We start from the raw sequence: 17022 nt of genomic DNA on the forward strand, positions 1-17022 counted from the left end.
GCGATTGGAAGCGTAAAGGTCAACTGGCGGATCACACCTTGGGCTTCATCGCGTTCCTGCCGCTTCCGGACTGTCCGGCGGCGAGCGCGATGTTGGCCGAACGCATGATCAGGGCCGTCAGGGCGAGCAGAAGTACGATCATCAGGGCGGCCAGCCAGCGTCGGTAGGATTCGGCGCGGTAGACGCCGCCCGAGCCCACGCTCTCCATGCGCTGCGGCGGGTAGGGCAGGTCGTGCTGGGTGGCCAGGTTGCGGATGCCGGAGAAGTTGATGACCGGCACATCCTGCTGCAGGTAGTGGCCCATGACCGAGGGGACGCGGAAGGCGCCCGAAGGCGCCGTCCGGATCAGGCCGCTGCCGAAGTAGTGGTCGATATTGTTGGGTCCGGTCGTGGCGGAGCCGCCGCCGACGTTGATCAGGGCCTTGATCTCTCCGCCGCCGCTGCCCTCGTTGTAGACCCGGATGCGATCGTTGACGGCGGCCTCGTAGCTATCGGGCACCATCAACTCGACTCCGGCGCGCTCGGCGGCGCGACGAATCATGTTCTGGCCTGCCTCGTCGAGACCGATACCGCGGTCTTCGATGCCGCCGAGCGTTGCCGCCTGCGCCTGCATGTCGATCAGCTCCGCCTCGCGCAGTTCGCGGGCGATGTCCAGCCAGGAGAACTCGGGGACGTTGGCGCCCCACTGGGAGGCCGAGCCGGAGACGATCGCGATCGGTTCGATGTCCATCGATTCGAGCGCGGCATAGACCGCGAGGTTCAGGGCCGGAAAGGAGCCGGAAACGGCCACGGCCACCCGGTCGCCGGGTTCCACGTCCGCCTGGGCCAGAAGACGAATGACGACGGCGGCCCAGTTGGGATTGATCGTCGCCTGCTTGGACTCCAGGTCGCCGCTGTTGCTGGTCGTCGGCGAGGAGGCGATGCCGATCAGGCCCGAACGCAGGGGATCGACGTCGGGATTGATCGGCTCGATTCGCCCGCGAATCGGTCGCAGGGTCTCGATGCTCTGCTGCACGAGGCGCGAGGCGTCGAGCATTTCGTCGTAGTAGTCGGAGGCCTCCTTTCGCGTGAAGGTCTCGACGACGAGCAGGGCCCCGATCGCGGCCACCGCCAGCAGGAGGAGGGCGCTGGTCGGAATGGACGAGGGGCGCCAGTAAAGCTTCTGTCCGCGCGGGATCATTCGAACCACTCCTGGAAAACGGTGGTCAGGTCGGCGCGGTTGAGCGCCTGCTCGGCCTCGTAGGTCATCAGCACGTCGGGCATGATCAAGACCAGGATCAGCCGCACGAGCACCGCCGAGACGATCAGCCCGACGAGCGTCTTGACTACCCCTTGGCGTTCGAACCAGATCGCGATCAGGCCGGGGATGATGTAGCCGATGACGCTCAACTCGAAGTAGGTGAACTGCGTGGCGCTGCTGCCGGACTCGGCGTTGGGGAAACTGAGTACACCGCCCATGCTCAAATCGATCAGCGAGCCCGACAGGTAGCCGAACAGGATCATCAGCGCCGTCTTGCGGCGACCGTAGACCACCATGAAGCTCGACAGGGTGCGCACGGCAATGAAGGTCAGGTAGGCGGCCAGCAGGGTCATGGCCACGCTCCAGGGTTGCAACAGCTTCAGGGCGACGTAGCCGGGCACCACCAGCCCGCCCGCGGCCAGGCCGAAGACTTCGACCAGCAAGAGCGTAACGAGCAGGCCGATGCCGATCGACACGGCCAGCAGGTTGAGCAGGATCATAGGGGTTGGCTCCTCGTTGCCCGGTTGTTGAACTGCCTGGCCAGTTCGGCGCCGCCGCCGTGGACGTTGCACATGCCCACGATCAGGGCGTCACCCTCGGTGTGTTCCAACACGACTTCGAACAATTCGTGCTGGTCGAGTCCCTCGGCCACGGTCATGCGGCTGGGCGGGATGCCGGCGCGTACCGCGGGCCGGGCGAACAGCAGCGTGCCCGAACCCATCAGGACGTAGTGGTCGGCCGGTGTCCATCGACCGGCGACCTCGGCCAGCTGCTGCGAGCGTTGCGGCCGGTCGAAGCGGCAGTTGACCACAGCCAGCTTGAAGCGGCCCTGGCCGTAGTGATCGACGACCCGCTCCCAGATCATCTCGGTGGAATCGGGGTCGTTGGCGGCGAAGGCATTGACGAACACGATGTCGCGGCCGAAAAAGTCGACCGTCTGGACCCTTGTGGCGCCGACCTCTGGCGCCAGCGCCTGCATGCCGCGCAGGGCGTCCGCCCGCTTAACGCCCAGCGCGCGGCAAACGTCGAGCGCAAGCGCCACGTTCTCGGCGTGCTCGGCGTATCGGAACGCGGCCATCTCTTCGCGCGTGACCGCTTGCACGTCATCGGCGGTCGTTGCCTCCAGCTCGCTGCCGCGATCCTGCGCCGCCATCCGGAAGGTGTCGAGATGCTCGCGCTCGGCGGTGAACAACCGGGCCCCGAAAGGCACGGTGCCGGCCAGGGCCAGGGCGACATCCGAGGCCTGCGGCCCCATCACGTCGAGGTGATCGGCGCGGGCGTTGGTGATCACGCCGTGCGTCGAGCGCACCATCTGGCGTTCGGTCAGCGCCTGGAAGTGTGGCTGCAGGGCCATGCATTCCATCACGACAATGTCGGGCCCGAACGCCACCAGGCGGCGCATCACGCGCATTTGCTCGATGATGTTGGGCTGGTTGGGGCGGTGCAGCGGGTAGTCCTCGCCGTCGGGGCCGGTAACCGACGCGAAGGAGCCGGTGGTTTTCGAGCACACCCGCTTGCCGCCGGCGCGAAGGCCGGCGGTGATCAGGCGCACGACGCTGGTCTTGCCGCGCGTGCCGTTGACGTGCACACGAACCGGCAGCTGCCGAAGCACGCGGCGATGAATCAGCATCTCGATCAGACCCAGCACGATGAGCACCACCAGGATGCTGGCGACCGTAAAGATGGCGAAGCTGTTGCTGATGGCGGCGAATTCCCTCGACGACTGACTGGAATCTTACCGGTACCGGGCCGGTTTTGGAAAACCCCGGTTGAATGCACGTTTCCGGCCGCCGGGCTCTGCTAAGATTTCCGGCCAGGCCCGGATGGCGAAATTGGTAGACGCAAGGGACTTAAAATCCCTCGGTGGAAACACCGTGCCGGTTCGAGTCCGGCTCCGGGCACCATCCTTCCTGTTCCGTCTCACCCCTCTTCGAATTTTATCGAGGGCTTCACGGTTTCGTGACAGTTTATTGACCGCTCGTCGACAAGTGGGGAGTAATTTCCAGACTCACTCACAGTCAGAGGGTTCTCCCCATGAACAAGCTCGGAATGCTAGTCGGTCTTGCCGCAACCGTGGCAGCCTCGTCCGTATTGGCCGACGCGCGCGTTCGCGTGGTTCACGCCGCCCCCTTCAGTGACAGCCTCGAAGGTTCCGCGGTTACGGTCACGGCCAACGGCGACACCTTGCTCGAAGACTTCCGGTTCGGTGACTTCACCGATTACGTCGAACTCCCCGCCGGCAGCTATGATCTGGCCGTTTTCCCGGCCGGTGCCGAGGATCCGGCCATGTCTGCGTCGGTCGAGTTGTCCGATGATGTCGACTACACGGTGCTTGCGACCGGCAACGGCAGCACGCAGGACCTGGCCTTGTGGCCGCTGGTCGACGATGCTGACGCTCCGGGCGACGGCAACCTGAATATCCGGGTCGTGCACGCCGCACCGTTCGCTGCGGCTTCCGAGGATACCGAGGTATCGATCCGCACGGCCGCGGGCGATGTCGTCAACGGTCTGGTCGGTGTGCCTTACTTCGCCGAAAGCGGCTACTTCGCCGTGCCGGCGGGTACCTATGACCTGAAGGTTGCCTCGAACGACGGCACGGTCAATTTCATCGACCCGCTGCCCGCCGACCTGCCTGCGGGTCTGGATGTGACCGTGATCGCGATCGGTGACGGCATCAACCAGCCGCTGGGCATCCTGGCCCTGCCGGTCGGGGCGCTCGAGACGCGCACGCCGGTCGACAACAGCGTCAACGGCTGGTGGGAGTCCGCCAACGAGGCCGAGGAAGGCCTGGCGCTCCTGCCGATCCCGGCGCGCAATCAGCTCGTGGGCTCGGTCTACACCTATGCACCGGACGGTTCGGGCGAGCAGCGCTGGTTCACGCTCGACTCCGGCGAGGCCGGGTTCGACGGACGCGAGGCGATGGGTACGCTCTACACGGCAAGTGGTGCGACGCTGGCCGGTGACGAGAGCGCCAACATCGAAGAGGCCGGAACCTTCGGCATCGAGTTCATCTCCTGCTCCGAGGCTGTCCTGACCGCGATGCTCGACGGCGGCGCCGAGGCGACCTGGACGCTGAACCGCGTGGTTCAGACCGTGGATTGCAACCTGGTTGATCAGTCGCAGTAAACAGCGCGACTGGCTATGCCTTGACGCAAGCCCCGGCCGATTCCGTCGGTCGGGGCTTTTTCATGGCGTCTGCTCGGCTTGCCCGTCTTCCTCGTCTTCCGTGTCGTGATCGGCCTTGTAGATCTCGCTGAGCTTGTAATTGTTGTAGGCGAAGCGCACGAGCACGGTACCCGCCGCGGCTGCCGGCAGTGCCAGCAGCACGCCGGCGAAGCCGAACAGCTGGCCGCCGGCCATGACGGCGAAGATCACCAGCACCGGATGCAGGCCGATCCGGTCGCCGACCAGCTTGGGCGTGAGCACGAAGCTTTCGATCAGTTGGCCGACGACGAACACCACGCCGACTGAAACCAGGAAGACCAGGCTGAAATCCTGGATCACCGCCGTGATCCCGGCCAGCAGTATGCCGATGATGGCGCCCAGGTACGGCACGAAGCTGACCAGGCCGGCAATCATGCCGATGGCGATGGCATTGTTGAGGCCGACGATCCACAGCCCGGTGGCATAGACCAGGCCGAGGCTGAGCATCACCATTAGCTGGCCGCGCAGGAAGCCGCCGAGTGCCTCGTCGCAGTCCTCGGTCAGCTTCACGACCGTGGGTTCGACGTTGCGGGGCAGGATGTCGCGCAGGGTGTCCATCAGCAGCCGCCAGTCGCGCAGCAAGTAGAACGTGACGAGTGGCACGAGGACCATCGAGGTAATCCAGACCAGGAAGCGTCCGCCCGACTGGGTCATGATGCTCAGGACGTTGCCGGCCGCTCCGGCGATATTCGAAAAGTACTCCTGGATCAGCCCGCGCGCGCGCTCGACATCGAAGGACTGGAGATCGAGCGTGATGCCGAGCTGCGCTTCGATCCAGGGGAGCGCGTTCTGCTGGAAGGCGTCCACGTAGCCCGGCAGCCGGCCGAAGAAGTCAGCAATCTCGCGAATCAGCACGGGCACGACGATCAGCAGGACCACCACCATGAGCAGGAAGGCCAGGGCGAAGACGACGGCCACGGCCAGGTCGCGGCGTATGCGCCTGTCTTCGAGCCAGCCGACGATCGGGTTGACCATGTAGGCGATGAGGACGCTGATGAAAAAGGGCGTCAGAACCGGTCCGAGCAGCCAGAGGAGCCACCCGGCGATCAACAGGCTGGCCAGGATCCACAGGATCTGGTAACGGCTGAGCTGCGGAAACGGTGTGTGTCGGGACTCGTTCATCGATCTTTCCGTTGCGGACGCGATGCGCGAATACTGGCAGGGCTTCACGGTGCTTGCAACTGCCGGGCGTGACCCCGAAACGGCCACGAAGGGTATAATCCCGCGGCGACGCCGGGTTCGTCCCCGCGGGCCCTAGAAGCTCATACGGCAAAGGCAGATTCTTCTCCATGACAATCGATATCAACGTCAACTCCGAAATCGGACCGCTCAGGACCGTGGTCGTCCACTCACCGGGCCAGGAAATCGAGAACATGACGCCGCAGACGGCGGCCGAGGTGCTGTACGACGATATTCTCAACCTGGAACTGGCCGTCGGCGAGCACCGTCAGCTCAAGGGTGTGCTCGAGCGTGTGTGCCGCACGATCGAGCTGCACGACCTGCTGGTGGAGGTGCTGGAGGACGGCCGCGTTTGCGAAGCGCTGGTGCAGGCGCTGTGCGAATTGTTCGATTCCCCCGAGGTGCGCGACGAACTGCTCGATCTCTCGGCCGAGGACCTGGCGCGGCAGCTGGTGGTGGGCACGCCCAAGAAACCGATCAGCCTGGAGAAATTCCTGAGCCCCTCGCGTTACGCCATTCCGCCGCTACCGAATACCTTCTTCACGCGCGATGCAACGATGTGCGTCAACGACCGCATCATCATCGGCTCGATGGCCTACCGCGCGCGCATGGCCGAGGCGCTGCTGCTCAAGGCCGTGGTTCAGTATCACCCGGACATTCACACCGGCGGTTTCTACTTCGACGGCACCGAGAACCGCAATTCCGAGGTCACCATCGAGGGCGGCGACCTGCTGGTGATCCGCGAGGACCTGGCAGTCATCGGTTACAGCGAGCGAACCTCGCTGGCCGGCATCGACCAATTGATGCGCTCGATCGCTTCACAGGGGCCGATCAGCAATTTCATCGTGGTCGAGATTCCCAAGACGCGGGCGACGATCCACCTGGACATGATTTTCACCATGGTCGACCACGACAAGTGCGTGGTGTTTCCGCCCCTGATCACCGGCGCCAACCGCTCGCGCGCCTTCCACTGCGCTTTCAACGGCGGACCGGATGCGAAGATCACCGAATACCGGGACGTGCTCGGCGCGCTGTCGGCGCTGGGCGTCGACCTGGCGCCGATCAATTGCGGCGGTGAACAGGAGTTCCACCAGGAGCGCGAGCAGTGGGCCAGCGGGGCCAATTTCTTCGCCTTCGGCCCGGGCCAGATCCTGGGCTACCGGCACAATCGCTATACCGTCGAGGCGCTCTCGGGCGCCGGATTCAACGTCGTCGATGCGCCCGAGTTGATTGAGGGCAAGCGCACGATCGGCCCGGACGAGCGTGTCGTGGTGACGATCGGCGGCGCGGAGCTCTCGCGCGGCGGCGGCGGCTGCCGGTGCATGACCATGCCGGTCGCGCGCGGTCCCGTCTGATACCGGGCCCGATATTGACGCCGATCAAGGTCGCACTTGAACGGGCGTGACAATCTGCCATCATGGAAGTGTGGGATTCGCCGCTTGATCGTAGAGGGAGCGCGGCATGGCAGGGACATCGAAACGTAGCTCGAGCATTCACCGGTACGCGCTGAGTCTCGGCGCAGCGGTCGGCGGCGGCTTGCTGTTGATGGTGGCTGCAAGCCTGGCTGCACCGGGCGAGGATGGCGCTGCGGCCGTTTCCGACGACGCCCGAGCCTGCCTCGTCTGCCACGGGCCCAACGCCTCGCGGCCGGCCGATGACATCCTGCACTCGAGCCACGCGGTGCTTTTCGGTGACGGCGGGCAGGCCTGCGCGGCCTGTCACGGGCCCAGCCGGGACCACTTTTCGGTCAATGAAGACGGCTCCCGGCCGCTGCCGGATCGATCCTTCGGCGATGCCGATGCGCCGGAAGCGGCCAACGCGACCTGCATGAACTGTCACGCCGCCCAGGTCGGGCCGCACTGGAGCGGCAGCGTGCACGAGTTCGAGGAGCTGGCCTGCACGGATTGCCACGCGGTCCACGAGCGGGAAGGGGATCCGGCGCTCGACCCCGATCGCCAGGTTTCCGCCTGTTTCGACTGTCACCAGCGCGAGCGCGCCGAGTTTCAGCGCCCGCACCGCCACCCCGTCAGCGGCAGCGCCTTGGCTTCGGATACTGGTTTGTTGACCTGCAGCGACTGCCACGCCCCGCACGGCAACGTGTCGGCAGCAAGTCTCAATCAAGCCACGCTCAACGAAACCTGCTATGACTGCCATGCGGAGTTGCGAGGCCCCTTCCTGTGGGAGCACGCGCCGGTCAGGGAGGACTGCAGCAGCTGCCATCTGCCGCACGGTGGCATCCACGATGCCCTGTTGCGCCAGCGTCCGCCGCAGCTTTGCCAGCAGTGTCACCTGGCACAGTTCCATCCCAGCACGGTGCGAAGCGGTAGTGGATTGCCGCCGCGCGGCGCCGATCCCAACCTGCTCGGCCAGTCCTGCATGAATTGCCACAGCGCGGTGCACGGCTCCAATCACCCGTCGTCGCCCGGGTTGACGCGTTAGCGGTCATGAATCGAGTCTCGAGATCAGCCCTGCTCGCCGCCTGCCTGCTCGCCTCGGCCGCAGCGGAACCGGTGTTCGGCCAGGCGCCTCGCCTGTTCGGCCACATCGATCTCGGCCTGGCCTGGCTGGAGGACGAATCGGGGCTCTTCGGGCGCTATTCCGGGCTCGACGAGCAAGGCTTCGCGCCGCTGCTTTCGTTTTCGCTCAAGTACCAGGGTGAACGACCCGAGGACTGGCGATGGCGCCTGGATGGCGCCCGGCTCGGCCTCGACTCGAGACGGCTGAGCGTGCGCGCCGACCGCGCCGGGCGCCAGTCCGTCTTGCTGTCCTGGCGCGAGCTGCCGGGCTGGACGCTGTCCGGCGGTCGCACGCCGTTCTCGCTCGACTCGACCGGTCGGCACGTCTTGCCGGGCGACTGGCAGGGCCAGCAGACCACGGCCGGGATCTCCGATCCGGCGGCTGCGCTGAACGCCGTCGAAATCCGCTCGCGGCGCCAACGCCTCGACCTCGGGTTCCGACAGCGATTTCGCGATCGCTGGCGCGTCGAAGTCGACGCCAGCGAAGAGCATCGCGATGGCAACCGGATCATTGGCGCGATTTTCGGCTACACCGGGGGCAATCCAAGGGGCATGCTTCTTCCCGCGGTGGTCGACGATCGCACGCAGCGTATCGAGAGCCGTCTCACCTACAGCGATCCCGGCGGCCACCAGATGGGCCTGGCCTGGTCCAGCTCCTTCTACCGCAACGCACGCGATTCGCTGACGTTCGACAACCCCTTCGCCGCTCATCCCCAGTGGGCGCCGGGGACGGGCCACCCCGACGGATCGGGTCGCCTGGCCGATTATCCGGACAACACGGCGCATCAATTGCGGGCCTTCGGTGCCTGGAAGCTGGGACGGCGTGCCCGACTCGGCGCTGACCTGGCGTTCGGCTCCATGCGGCAGAACGACCTGCTGCTTCCCTACACGGCCAATCCCCGACTGGCGGTCGACGAGCCCCTGCCGGTCTCGCGGCTCGATGCCGAGATGCGCACGACCCTGGGCAATGTCCGACTGGTCACGCCCTGGACCGATCGCGGCAACCTGGTGATCAACTACCGGTTCGATGAACGCGACAATCGCACGCCGTCGCTCGCCTGGCGCATCGTCGGCGCCGATTCTCAGGACCAGCGTGCGCCGGAGGAGACCCGGATCAATCTGCCCTACAGCCTGCGCAGTCAGACCCTGGATTTCGACAGTCGCTGGCGCCTGGCCGGCAGCCAGCGACTGGTCGCGGGGCTCGGCTTCAAGCGTGAAGACCGTGACGATTTCGCCGAGGTTGCGCAGTTCGACGAGTGGGGTGGCGAGCTGGGTTGGCGAGGACGGCTCGGGCGCGCCGTTCGTCTGCGCGTCGACGCCGAACACGCCGTCCGCCGTTTCGACGAATACCAGGGCCGGGCGCCTTACCGCGCCGGGCGTTTGCCGGGCAGCGTGGAACCGGACGACTTCGAGAATCATCCGGAATTGCGCAAGTACAACGTCGCCGATCGCGATCGCTCCGGCATCCGGCTGCGCATGGATACTCAGCCCACGCAGCGCCTGAGCCTGGGCCTGAGTGCAGGCTACAACCGCGACGACTACGACGATTCGCGCTTCGGGCTCGAGGGCGCCGAAGCCCGCACGATCAGCGCCGACCTGGGTTGGCAACTCGCAGACCGGGTCAGCCTCTCGGGCCTGGTCTCAAGCGACCGCTACGAGGCGGAACAGTCCGGCCGCGACTGGCCGGGTTTCGCGCCGCAACTGGCCTTCGATCCGACCAGAAACTGGTGGGCCAGCCACGATGACCGCGTCGAGACCTCCAGCCTGTCGCTGGAGTGGCGGGAGTCCGCGCCCGCCCGGCGGGCCCTCGCGATGTTCGGGTTCGACGCCAGCGTGGACCTGGGTGCGGACCTGGTCCACGTGCGTGCGCGCAGCGATATCGATGTCCGCGCGGCCGAAGGACTATCGGTCGAGCCCCTGCCGGAAGTCTCGAGCCGACGCCGGGCCTGGGCCGCCTGGGCGCGCGTACAGCTGCCCGACGGCTGGCGCCTTCAGTTGCGCGTCGAGCACGAGCGCTATCGCGCCCGTGATTTTGCCCACGACGAGATCGATATCGACAGCGTGGCCAACATCCTGTTGCTGGGCCAGCCGGCGCCGGACTACTCGTTGACCGCCGTGCTGGCGACCCTGCGCTATCGGTTCTGACTCGTCAGCCTGCGTTTTCTCAGTCTCCGTTTTCCATGAGTTCCCCGAGCAGATACTGTTCGGCCATCTGCCAGGCCCGCTCGGAGTGGTCGCGCCCGTAGCCCTTGGTGCGCATGCCCTCGGTTGCTTCCTTGCCGCACCAGGGCTCGAGCACTTCCGGCGGCGTGGGGTGTTGTTCGATATAGTCGGTGAAGTCGTAGACTTTGCCCTCGATGGCCATCCAGCAGTCGTCGATGGTGGCGTGCTCGGCCACTTCGGCCAGGGTGTAGGTCGAATCTCCGTCCGACTCGTGCGAACCGGAACCGGCCCGGGCGGTGGGCGTGAGCGCATCGAGCGCGGCAATGGTCAGGATCGAGGCCCAGAAGGCGACAAAGATCGTGTAGACAAGCTGTTTCATAGCAGCTGAAACTCCTCGGTGTGGATTCTGGATGCGGGTATCCCCGCGCGGGCGGCGTGTTGCCGGATCAGGGCGTTGAGCGGCTCGGGGCCGCAGATATAGACCATGCGTTGAGCGAAATCGGGGCAGGTCTCATGCAGGTAGTCCATTGACACCGGGCCCTCGCGGTAAAAGTAATGGATGTGAAACTCGAAGCCTTCGAGCTTGCCGGCCAGTTCCCGCAGCTCTTCGGAAAAAATTTCTCGCGGCGGGTCCTGCACGCAGAAGATCAGGCGGGCGTCGGCGCTTTCCCCGCGCCGCAAAAGGTGGCGCATGCGCGCGAGAAAGGGCGTGACGCCGATGCCGCCGGCAACCCAAAGCTCGGGTTCTCGCACCGTGTCGGGTGAGAGAAAGAAGCGTCCGTAGGGGCCTTCCACGCGTGCGCGCGTGCCGGGCCGCACGGTCTGCGCGGCCCGGCTGGCATCGCCCAGCGCCTTGATCGCCACGCGCAGCTGGTCCTCGTCGGGCGAGGAAGAGAGCGTGTAGGGGTGCTCCTCGCCGCGGCCGGCCTCCAGCGATTCATCCTCGAGCGTGAGATAGATGAAATTGCCGGCGTCATGGCGTAGCGCCCGGCCCTGCGGCGCCAGGCTGATTTCCACCACGTTGTTGGTTGCCGCGGCCACGTCGCTGACGGTGTATTCGATTCGCCCGATGCGCCGGGAGAACACGAAGCGCCAGCCCACGGCGCCGACCGCGAGCAGCGCCAGGGTGGACCACAGCGCGATGTCGAGCCACTGGGGCAGGCCGCGCGAGAGCCAGAAATTGTGCAGCAAGGCCAGCGCCACGGCCGGTCCGGCGAGGCGGTGGACTTTCTTCCAGCGCTCGTAGCGGGGGTGGCCGAAAAACGAGAAACTCGGCGCCAGGAAGATCATCATCAGGACCAGCGCCGCCCAGCCGCTCCAGCTGCCGAGATCCGACAATGGCGGGAAAAGGGTGTTGGTCGCCGCCGAGACGCTCGCGCCGGCGGCTGAAAAAGCCAGCAGGAGCGGATGGAGAAGCAGAAGGATCAACGACCAGGCGCCGAGCAGGTGGTGCGTCTGCCACAGCCGGGTCAGCCCGCCGAAGGGGCGGTCGAAGCCCGGCACGCGGGCGCTGAGTATCGCGGCCAGCAGCAGCATCGACAAACCGGCCACACCCGTCAGCCGACCGGCAGTGTTGAGCAGGGCAGTAGTCGAGGCGAGGTCACTTGCTTTCAGGTTGATGATGAACAGCAGTGAAGGCAGCAGCGCCGCCAGCCATACCAGGCGGTGAGCGGATCTGGCCGACATGCAGTACCTCCTCGAGAATCGACGGAATTCGCTGCAGACCAATGTAGCAGAGCGAGGGGCGTCCTTGCTTCCCCGGCAGCAAGCGGTATACCTTTACGCTTCTTTTGCCGAGGGGAAGTCGCCTTGTTCCGAATCATGATACTTGTTGCCGCGCTGTTCGTGCAGGCCGCGCCCCGGGCCGAGGAGCCGGTGCTGCGCCAAGCCGTGCCCGGCGTGCACGCCTTGACCGGCGTGACCCTGGTAACGGCGCCGGGCGAGCGTGTCAGCAACGGTACGATCGTTGTGCGCGACGGCATCATCGAAGCCGTCGGCGCCGACGTGGCGGTTCCCGCCGACGCCCGGGTGCATGAATTCGACCCCGAAGAGGGCGAGGTTCGCGTGTATCCCGGGCTGATCGATGCCTACGTCCCGATCGCCTTTTCCGGCGAAAGCGACGGGGATGCCGATGAAGACGAGGAGACGGACACGCTTCGACCCGGCCAGTACCCGCATCCGCTCGTCACGCCCGCGCGCCGCCTGGATTCGAAACGGTGGCCGGCGGAGCGGATCCAGGGCTTGCGTCGCGCCGGGTTCACCACCGCGGCAGTGGCCCCCGACAAGGGCTTGTTCCGCGGCTACAGCGCGCTGGTCAACCTGGGCGAGGGTGGCCTGGCCGACAACCTGATCGAGCCGGCGATGTTCCAGCACCTGTCCCTGGGCGCGACGACTTCGGGTCGGCAGTTCCCCAATTCACGCATGGGCTCAGTCGCCCTCCTGCGTCAGGTCATGATCGATGCGCAGTGGCAGGTACGGGCTAGAGCGGCCTGGGCCCGCAACCCGGCGCAGCCGAGGCCGACGTTCCTCGAGGACATCGAGGCGCTCGAGCCGGTTTTCGACGGCCGGCGTTCGCTCGTGATCGAGTCGAGCGACATGCTCGACAGCCTGCGCGCCGCGCGCGTGGCCGGCGAGTTCGAGCTCGAACCCTGGCTGGTGGGTCACGGCCGCGAGTACCAGCGCCTCGACAGCCTGGCCGAGACCGGCCTGGGCCAGATCCTGCCGCTGGATTTTCCCGAGCCACCCGACGTGGACGGCAGCGAGCGCGATATCTCCCTGCACGAGCTTCGGCACTGGCAGCTCGCGCCGGAGAACCCGCAGCGGGTGATGGAGGCCGGCCTTCCGGTCGTTTTCACCAGCCATCCGCACGGCAGCGCGGATGCCATTTTCGCCAATCTCGCGCGCGCCATCGAGCGAGGTCTCGACCCCGAGCGGGCGCTGGCGGCGCTGACCACGGGTCCGGCCGAAATGCTGGGCATCGGCGACCGGGCAGGGCGGCTCGCACCCGGCTACATGGCGAATTTCCTGGTGGTCGAGGAAGAACTCTTCGTCGAATCGCCGGCGCTGCGAGAAGTCTGGATCGACGGGCGCCAGCACATCCTGCGCGAGCTCGAGCCGCCCGAGATCGAACCGGCCGGCAGTTGGGATCTGACCCTGGTGGTGACCGGCATGGGCAACATGGATGCCGTGCTCGAGCTCGAAGGCGAGGCGCCGACCCTGTCGGGCACGCTCAAGGTCATGGGCAGTTCAGTTCCCCTGGCCGAGGCGCGTGTCTCGGGCAGCCGCCTGGACGTGCGCATCGACGGCGCGCGGCTGGGCATGCCCGGCGCGATTACGTTCTACATGGACATCGAGGACGAGCGCGGAAGAGGCAGCGGCTCGAGCCCGCAGGGAGAGTTCGAAGTGCGCGGACGACGCGGCAGCGACCCGGACGACAAGGAGGGCACGGCATGAAGAGACCGACCGAATTACTGACCGCTGCGGCCCTGCTGCTTTGCGCACTAACGGCGCAGGCATACGACATCGAGGCCTGGAACAGCTCGCTGCCCGATCAGCCCGACGCCGTGGTGATCCGCAACGCCACGGTCTGGACCGCCGGCGAAGCCGGGATCCTCGAAGACACCGACGTACTGATCCGGCGCGGTCGCATCGCGGGTGTGGGACAGGACCTGCGCGCACCCGGTGATGCCGTCGAGATCGACGCGGCCGGTCGCCACGTCACGCCGGGCCTGATCGACGCCCACTCGCACGCGGCGATGGTCGGCGGCGTCAACGAGTCCTCGCTGATCAGCACGGCCATGGTGCGCGTGGGCGATGTCATCGACGCCGACTCGATCAATATCTACCGGCAGATGGCCGGCGGACTGACCGCCATGCACCTGATGCACGGTTCGGCCAACGCGATCGGCGGCCAGAACATCATCGTCAAGCTGCGCTGGGGCGCGGATCCGGAAGAAATGATCGTCGAGGGCCAGCCGGGCGTGATCAAGTTCGCCCTGGGCGAGAACCCCAAGCAGAGCAACTGGCAGCCGGACACGCCGCGCTACCCCGACAGCCGCCAGGGCGTGAACCAGATCATCGACGAGAAGTTCCAGCAGGCCGAGGCGTATCGGCGGCGGCACGCTCAAGATCGCGGCCGCAATGCAGTACCGCCGCGCCGCGACCTGGAAATGGAAACCCTGCTGGAGATCATCGACGGCAACATCCACGTGCACTCGCACGGCTACCGCGCCGACGAGTTCATCGCGCTGCTGCGCACGGCCGAGCGCCACGACTTCCGCATCAAGGCGCTGCACCACGTGCTCGAGGGCTACAAGGTGGCCGACGAGCTAGTCGAGCACGGCGCCGCCGCCTCGACCTTTTCGGACTGGTACGGTTTCAAGTACGAGGCGCGCGACGCCATTCCCTACAACGCCGCCCTGATGCACGAGCGCGGCGTGCTCACCAGCGTCAACTCCGACAATCCCGAGCTGGCGCGGCGGATGAACATCGAGGCGGCCAAGTCCGTGCGCTACGGCGGCATGGACGAGCACGAGGCCCTGAAGCTGGTCACCGCCAACCCGGCGGCGCAGCTGGGCCTGGCCGATCGCATCGGCCGGGTGGTCGAGGATCTCGATGCCGATCTCGTCATCTGGAGCGGCCATCCCCTGTCGGTGACCAGCCGCGTCGACCAGACCTGGATCGACGGCCGGCGCTACTTCGACCGCCAGCGCGATCTCGAGGCGCGCGAAGCCTGGGAAGACGAGCGCCAGCGCCTGATCGAGCTGGTCCGCAGCGAGAGCGAGCCGCAAGAAGCGCCCGAAACCGAAGCGGTGCCGGAGGCCGACGGCGAGCCGGAGTCCGAGGACGCCGATCCCGAACCGGGGCTCGAAGCCCTGAGACGCCTGCTGGGAGGAGCCCGCTCATGACCCCGACGCTGACAACAATCGTGACCACAATCGTGAAAACAAGCGGACTTCGAATCGCCGGGCTCTCCCTGCTGGCCTTGAGCCTGACCGCCGCCGCCGAGCCGGTGGCCTACGTGGGTGCGACGCTGCACCCGGTCAGCGGCGAGCCGATCGAGCAGGGCGTCGTGCTGGTTCGCGACGGCCGCATCGAGGCGCTGGGCGCCGACGTGGCCGTGCCCGAGGAGGCGACCCGCGTGGATCTTTCCGGGCAGCACGTCTATCCCGGCCTCATCCACGCCGGCACCGTGCTTGGCCTGACCGAGATCGGCAGCGTGGCCGGCACCGACGACACCACCGAGACCGGCCAGATCAATGCCGCCATCCGGGCCGAGATCGCCGTCAACCACGACTCCATGTTGTTCGCGCCCAATGCCAGCAATGGCTTGCTCACCGCCCACGTGGTGCCGCGCGGCGGCCTGATTCGCGGCAGCTCGGCGGTGATCGCTCTGGCCGGCTGGAACTGGGAAGAAATGACCCTGCGCGCACCGGCCGGTATGCATATCGCCTTCCCCCGCGGTGCCGCCGACGAAGAGGAGAACGACGACCTGGTGCTGCTCGACCGCGTGCTGGACCAGGCGCGCGCCTGGGCCGGGGCGATGGAAGCCCACCGCAGCGGCGAGGCGCCGAGGCCGGCGCCCAACGATCAGTTCGCCGCGCTCGCGCCCCTGCTGGCCGGCGAGCAGCGCCTGTTCCTGCATGCCGACGACGAGGACGACATGAACGCCGCCCTCGACTGGGCTGCCCGCCAGGGCTTCGAGAACCTGGCGCTGGTCGGCGGCCCCGACCTGCAACACGTGGCCGGTCGCCTGGCCGCCAACGGCATCGATGCGGTGCTCACGGGCGTGCACGTAATGCCCGAACGCGCCTGGGAATCCTACGATGCCGCCTACATCGCCGCCTCCCGCCTGGCCGAGGCCGGCGTGCGCTTCGCCATTACCGACGGCGGCTCGGGTTTCACGGCCGGCAATGCCCGCCACATTCCCTTCCACGCCGGCATGGCGGTGGCCTTCGGCCTGACCGAGCAAGACGCGATCAAGAGCGTGACCCAGTGGCCGGCCGAAATCCTCGGCGTGGGCGAGGAACTGGGCACGCTCGAGCCCGGCAAGCGCGCGACCTTCTTCACGACCGACGGTTCGCCACTGGAAGCGACGACCCAGGTGCTGGGCGCCTGGATCGACGGCGAAGCCTACGATTTCTCGCGCGATCGTCAGCGGCAGCTCTACGAGCGCTACCGCAATCGGCCGCGGGCGGCGGCTTTGTGATGAATGGTTTTTTGGTGCTTTGGGTTTTTGGTGTTTTGGTGTGGCGGTGCACGGGGATGGGGGCGTAGGTTGGAGGCGCGTTTCTGACGGACGGTTGATCTCTGAATCCTTGGGGCGTTTGGTGAGTTGGTGCCACCGGTCGCTTCGGTGGCTTCGACAAGTCAAAGGCGTTTCGCCCGCCTGCTTCGCAGGCTGATGGCGAGTAACTTTTTCTCCAGAGCAAGAAAAAGTCACCAAAAATTGCTCTTCAAAGTCAAAGTCCCACGCTCTGTTGTCTCAGGAGCGTGCTCACTGTGGGGGCTGGCCCCTTCGGTGAGCGGGCTTCGCGACAGCCCGGCTGGTCGCGTGGTGCCCCGGATCGTTTCCGAAAGTGGCCATGGGAGGGATCCCGGGCTTGCGCTCTGGATTGACCCCCGCGCGCTTTGCGCGCGCCATCTGCGCGGTTGCGGAGAAGCGTAGGATGCGTGGAGCGAAGCGCAACGCATCGGCCGATGCGTTACGGCCCTACGGGC

General features: G+C 66.5%; 13 protein-coding genes and 1 tRNA gene. 8 read left to right on the plus strand and 6 right to left on the minus strand.

All coding sequences use genetic code 11. The annotated features are described in order from the left end of the window. Window positions 1–31: 31 nt before the first annotated feature. From pgsW to pgsB, 3 genes are read right to left on the minus strand one after another with little or no spacing between them, the layout of a single operon-like run. Window positions 32–1180 (minus strand): poly-gamma-glutamate system protein, encoded by a 1149-nt coding sequence (gene pgsW, locus ACDC67_RS03225; RefSeq protein ID WP_376690516.1) that lies wholly within the window; start codon window positions 1178–1180, stop codon window positions 32–34. Then, complete coding sequence (gene pgsC / locus ACDC67_RS03230; RefSeq protein WP_376690518.1) at window positions 1177–1740, minus strand: poly-gamma-glutamate biosynthesis protein PgsC; 564 nt, start codon at window positions 1738–1740, stop codon at window positions 1177–1179. The genes pgsW and pgsC overlap by 4 nt, the downstream gene beginning before the upstream one ends. After that, on the minus strand, window positions 1737–2942 hold the full coding sequence (pgsB, locus tag ACDC67_RS03235) for a poly-gamma-glutamate synthase PgsB (RefSeq protein ID WP_376690577.1): 1206 nt from the start codon (window positions 2940–2942) through the stop codon (window positions 1737–1739). Before pgsB ends, pgsC begins: the two co-directional genes overlap by 4 nt. 115 nt (window positions 2943–3057) lie before the next feature. Here pgsB and ACDC67_RS03240 point away from each other — a divergent pair. Together ACDC67_RS03240 and ACDC67_RS03245 are read left to right on the plus strand one after the other, a co-directional pair. After that, window positions 3058–3144, plus strand: a tRNA-Leu gene (locus tag ACDC67_RS03240). A gap of 130 nt (window positions 3145–3274) precedes the next feature. Beyond that, window positions 3275–4366 (plus strand): DUF4397 domain-containing protein, encoded by a 1092-nt coding sequence (locus ACDC67_RS03245; protein ID WP_376690520.1) that lies wholly within the window; start codon window positions 3275–3277, stop codon window positions 4364–4366. A gap of 60 nt (window positions 4367–4426) precedes the next feature. Here ACDC67_RS03245 and ACDC67_RS03250 read toward each other — a convergent pair whose 3' ends face one another. Continuing rightward, entirely contained in the window at window positions 4427–5566 is a 1140-nt protein-coding gene (locus tag ACDC67_RS03250; protein WP_376690521.1) for an AI-2E family transporter, read from the minus strand. Window positions 5567–5733: 167 nt separating this feature from the next. On the opposite strand from ACDC67_RS03250, the gene ACDC67_RS03255 reads away from it, so the two are divergent. From ACDC67_RS03255 to ACDC67_RS03265, 3 genes are all read left to right on the plus strand, one after another. Further along, window positions 5734–6978, plus strand: coding sequence for an arginine deiminase (locus ACDC67_RS03255; protein ID WP_376690523.1), 1245 nt, complete (start codon window positions 5734–5736; stop codon window positions 6976–6978). Window positions 6979–7084: 106 nt separating this feature from the next. Continuing rightward, window positions 7085–8062 carry a DmsE family decaheme c-type cytochrome gene (locus tag ACDC67_RS03260; RefSeq protein ID WP_376690525.1) on the plus strand — a complete coding sequence of 326 codons (978 nt, stop codon included), beginning with the start codon at window positions 7085–7087 and terminating at the stop codon, window positions 8060–8062. A gap of 5 nt (window positions 8063–8067) precedes the next feature. Next, complete coding sequence (locus tag ACDC67_RS03265) at window positions 8068–10284, plus strand: MtrB/PioB family decaheme-associated outer membrane protein (RefSeq protein ID WP_376690527.1); 2217 nt, start codon at window positions 8068–8070, stop codon at window positions 10282–10284. Between the two features lie 19 nt (window positions 10285–10303). On the opposite strand, the gene ACDC67_RS03270 is transcribed toward ACDC67_RS03265, so the two are convergent. Together ACDC67_RS03270 and ACDC67_RS03275 are read right to left on the minus strand one after the other, a co-directional pair. After that, window positions 10304–10681, minus strand: a complete 378-nt coding sequence (locus ACDC67_RS03270) for a cytochrome b5 domain-containing protein (RefSeq protein ID WP_376690529.1) — start codon at window positions 10679–10681, stop codon at window positions 10304–10306. Continuing rightward, window positions 10678–11988: a ferredoxin reductase family protein gene (locus ACDC67_RS03275; RefSeq protein WP_376690530.1), complete on the minus strand. Its 1311-nt coding sequence runs from the start codon at window positions 11986–11988 to the stop codon at window positions 10678–10680. The genes ACDC67_RS03270 and ACDC67_RS03275 overlap by 4 nt, the downstream gene beginning before the upstream one ends. A 135-nt stretch (window positions 11989–12123) precedes the next feature. Here ACDC67_RS03275 and ACDC67_RS03280 point away from each other — a divergent pair, with 135 nt between their 5' ends. From ACDC67_RS03280 to ACDC67_RS03290, 3 genes are read left to right on the plus strand one after another with little or no spacing between them, the layout of a single operon-like run. After that, on the plus strand, window positions 12124–13755 hold the full coding sequence (locus tag ACDC67_RS03280) for an amidohydrolase family protein (protein ID WP_376690531.1): 1632 nt from the start codon (window positions 12124–12126) through the stop codon (window positions 13753–13755). After that, window positions 13752–15209: an amidohydrolase family protein gene (locus ACDC67_RS03285; RefSeq protein WP_376690533.1), complete on the plus strand. Its 1458-nt coding sequence runs from the start codon at window positions 13752–13754 to the stop codon at window positions 15207–15209. The genes ACDC67_RS03280 and ACDC67_RS03285 overlap by 4 nt, the downstream gene beginning before the upstream one ends. Further along, complete coding sequence (locus tag ACDC67_RS03290; protein WP_376690535.1) at window positions 15206–16510, plus strand: amidohydrolase family protein; 1305 nt, start codon at window positions 15206–15208, stop codon at window positions 16508–16510. The genes ACDC67_RS03285 and ACDC67_RS03290 overlap by 4 nt, the downstream gene beginning before the upstream one ends. Window positions 16511–17022 lie beyond the last annotated feature (512 nt).

The sequence above is a fragment of the Wenzhouxiangella indolica genome (assembly GCF_042310355.1).
Classification (GTDB): domain Bacteria; phylum Pseudomonadota; class Gammaproteobacteria; order Xanthomonadales; family Wenzhouxiangellaceae; genus Wenzhouxiangella.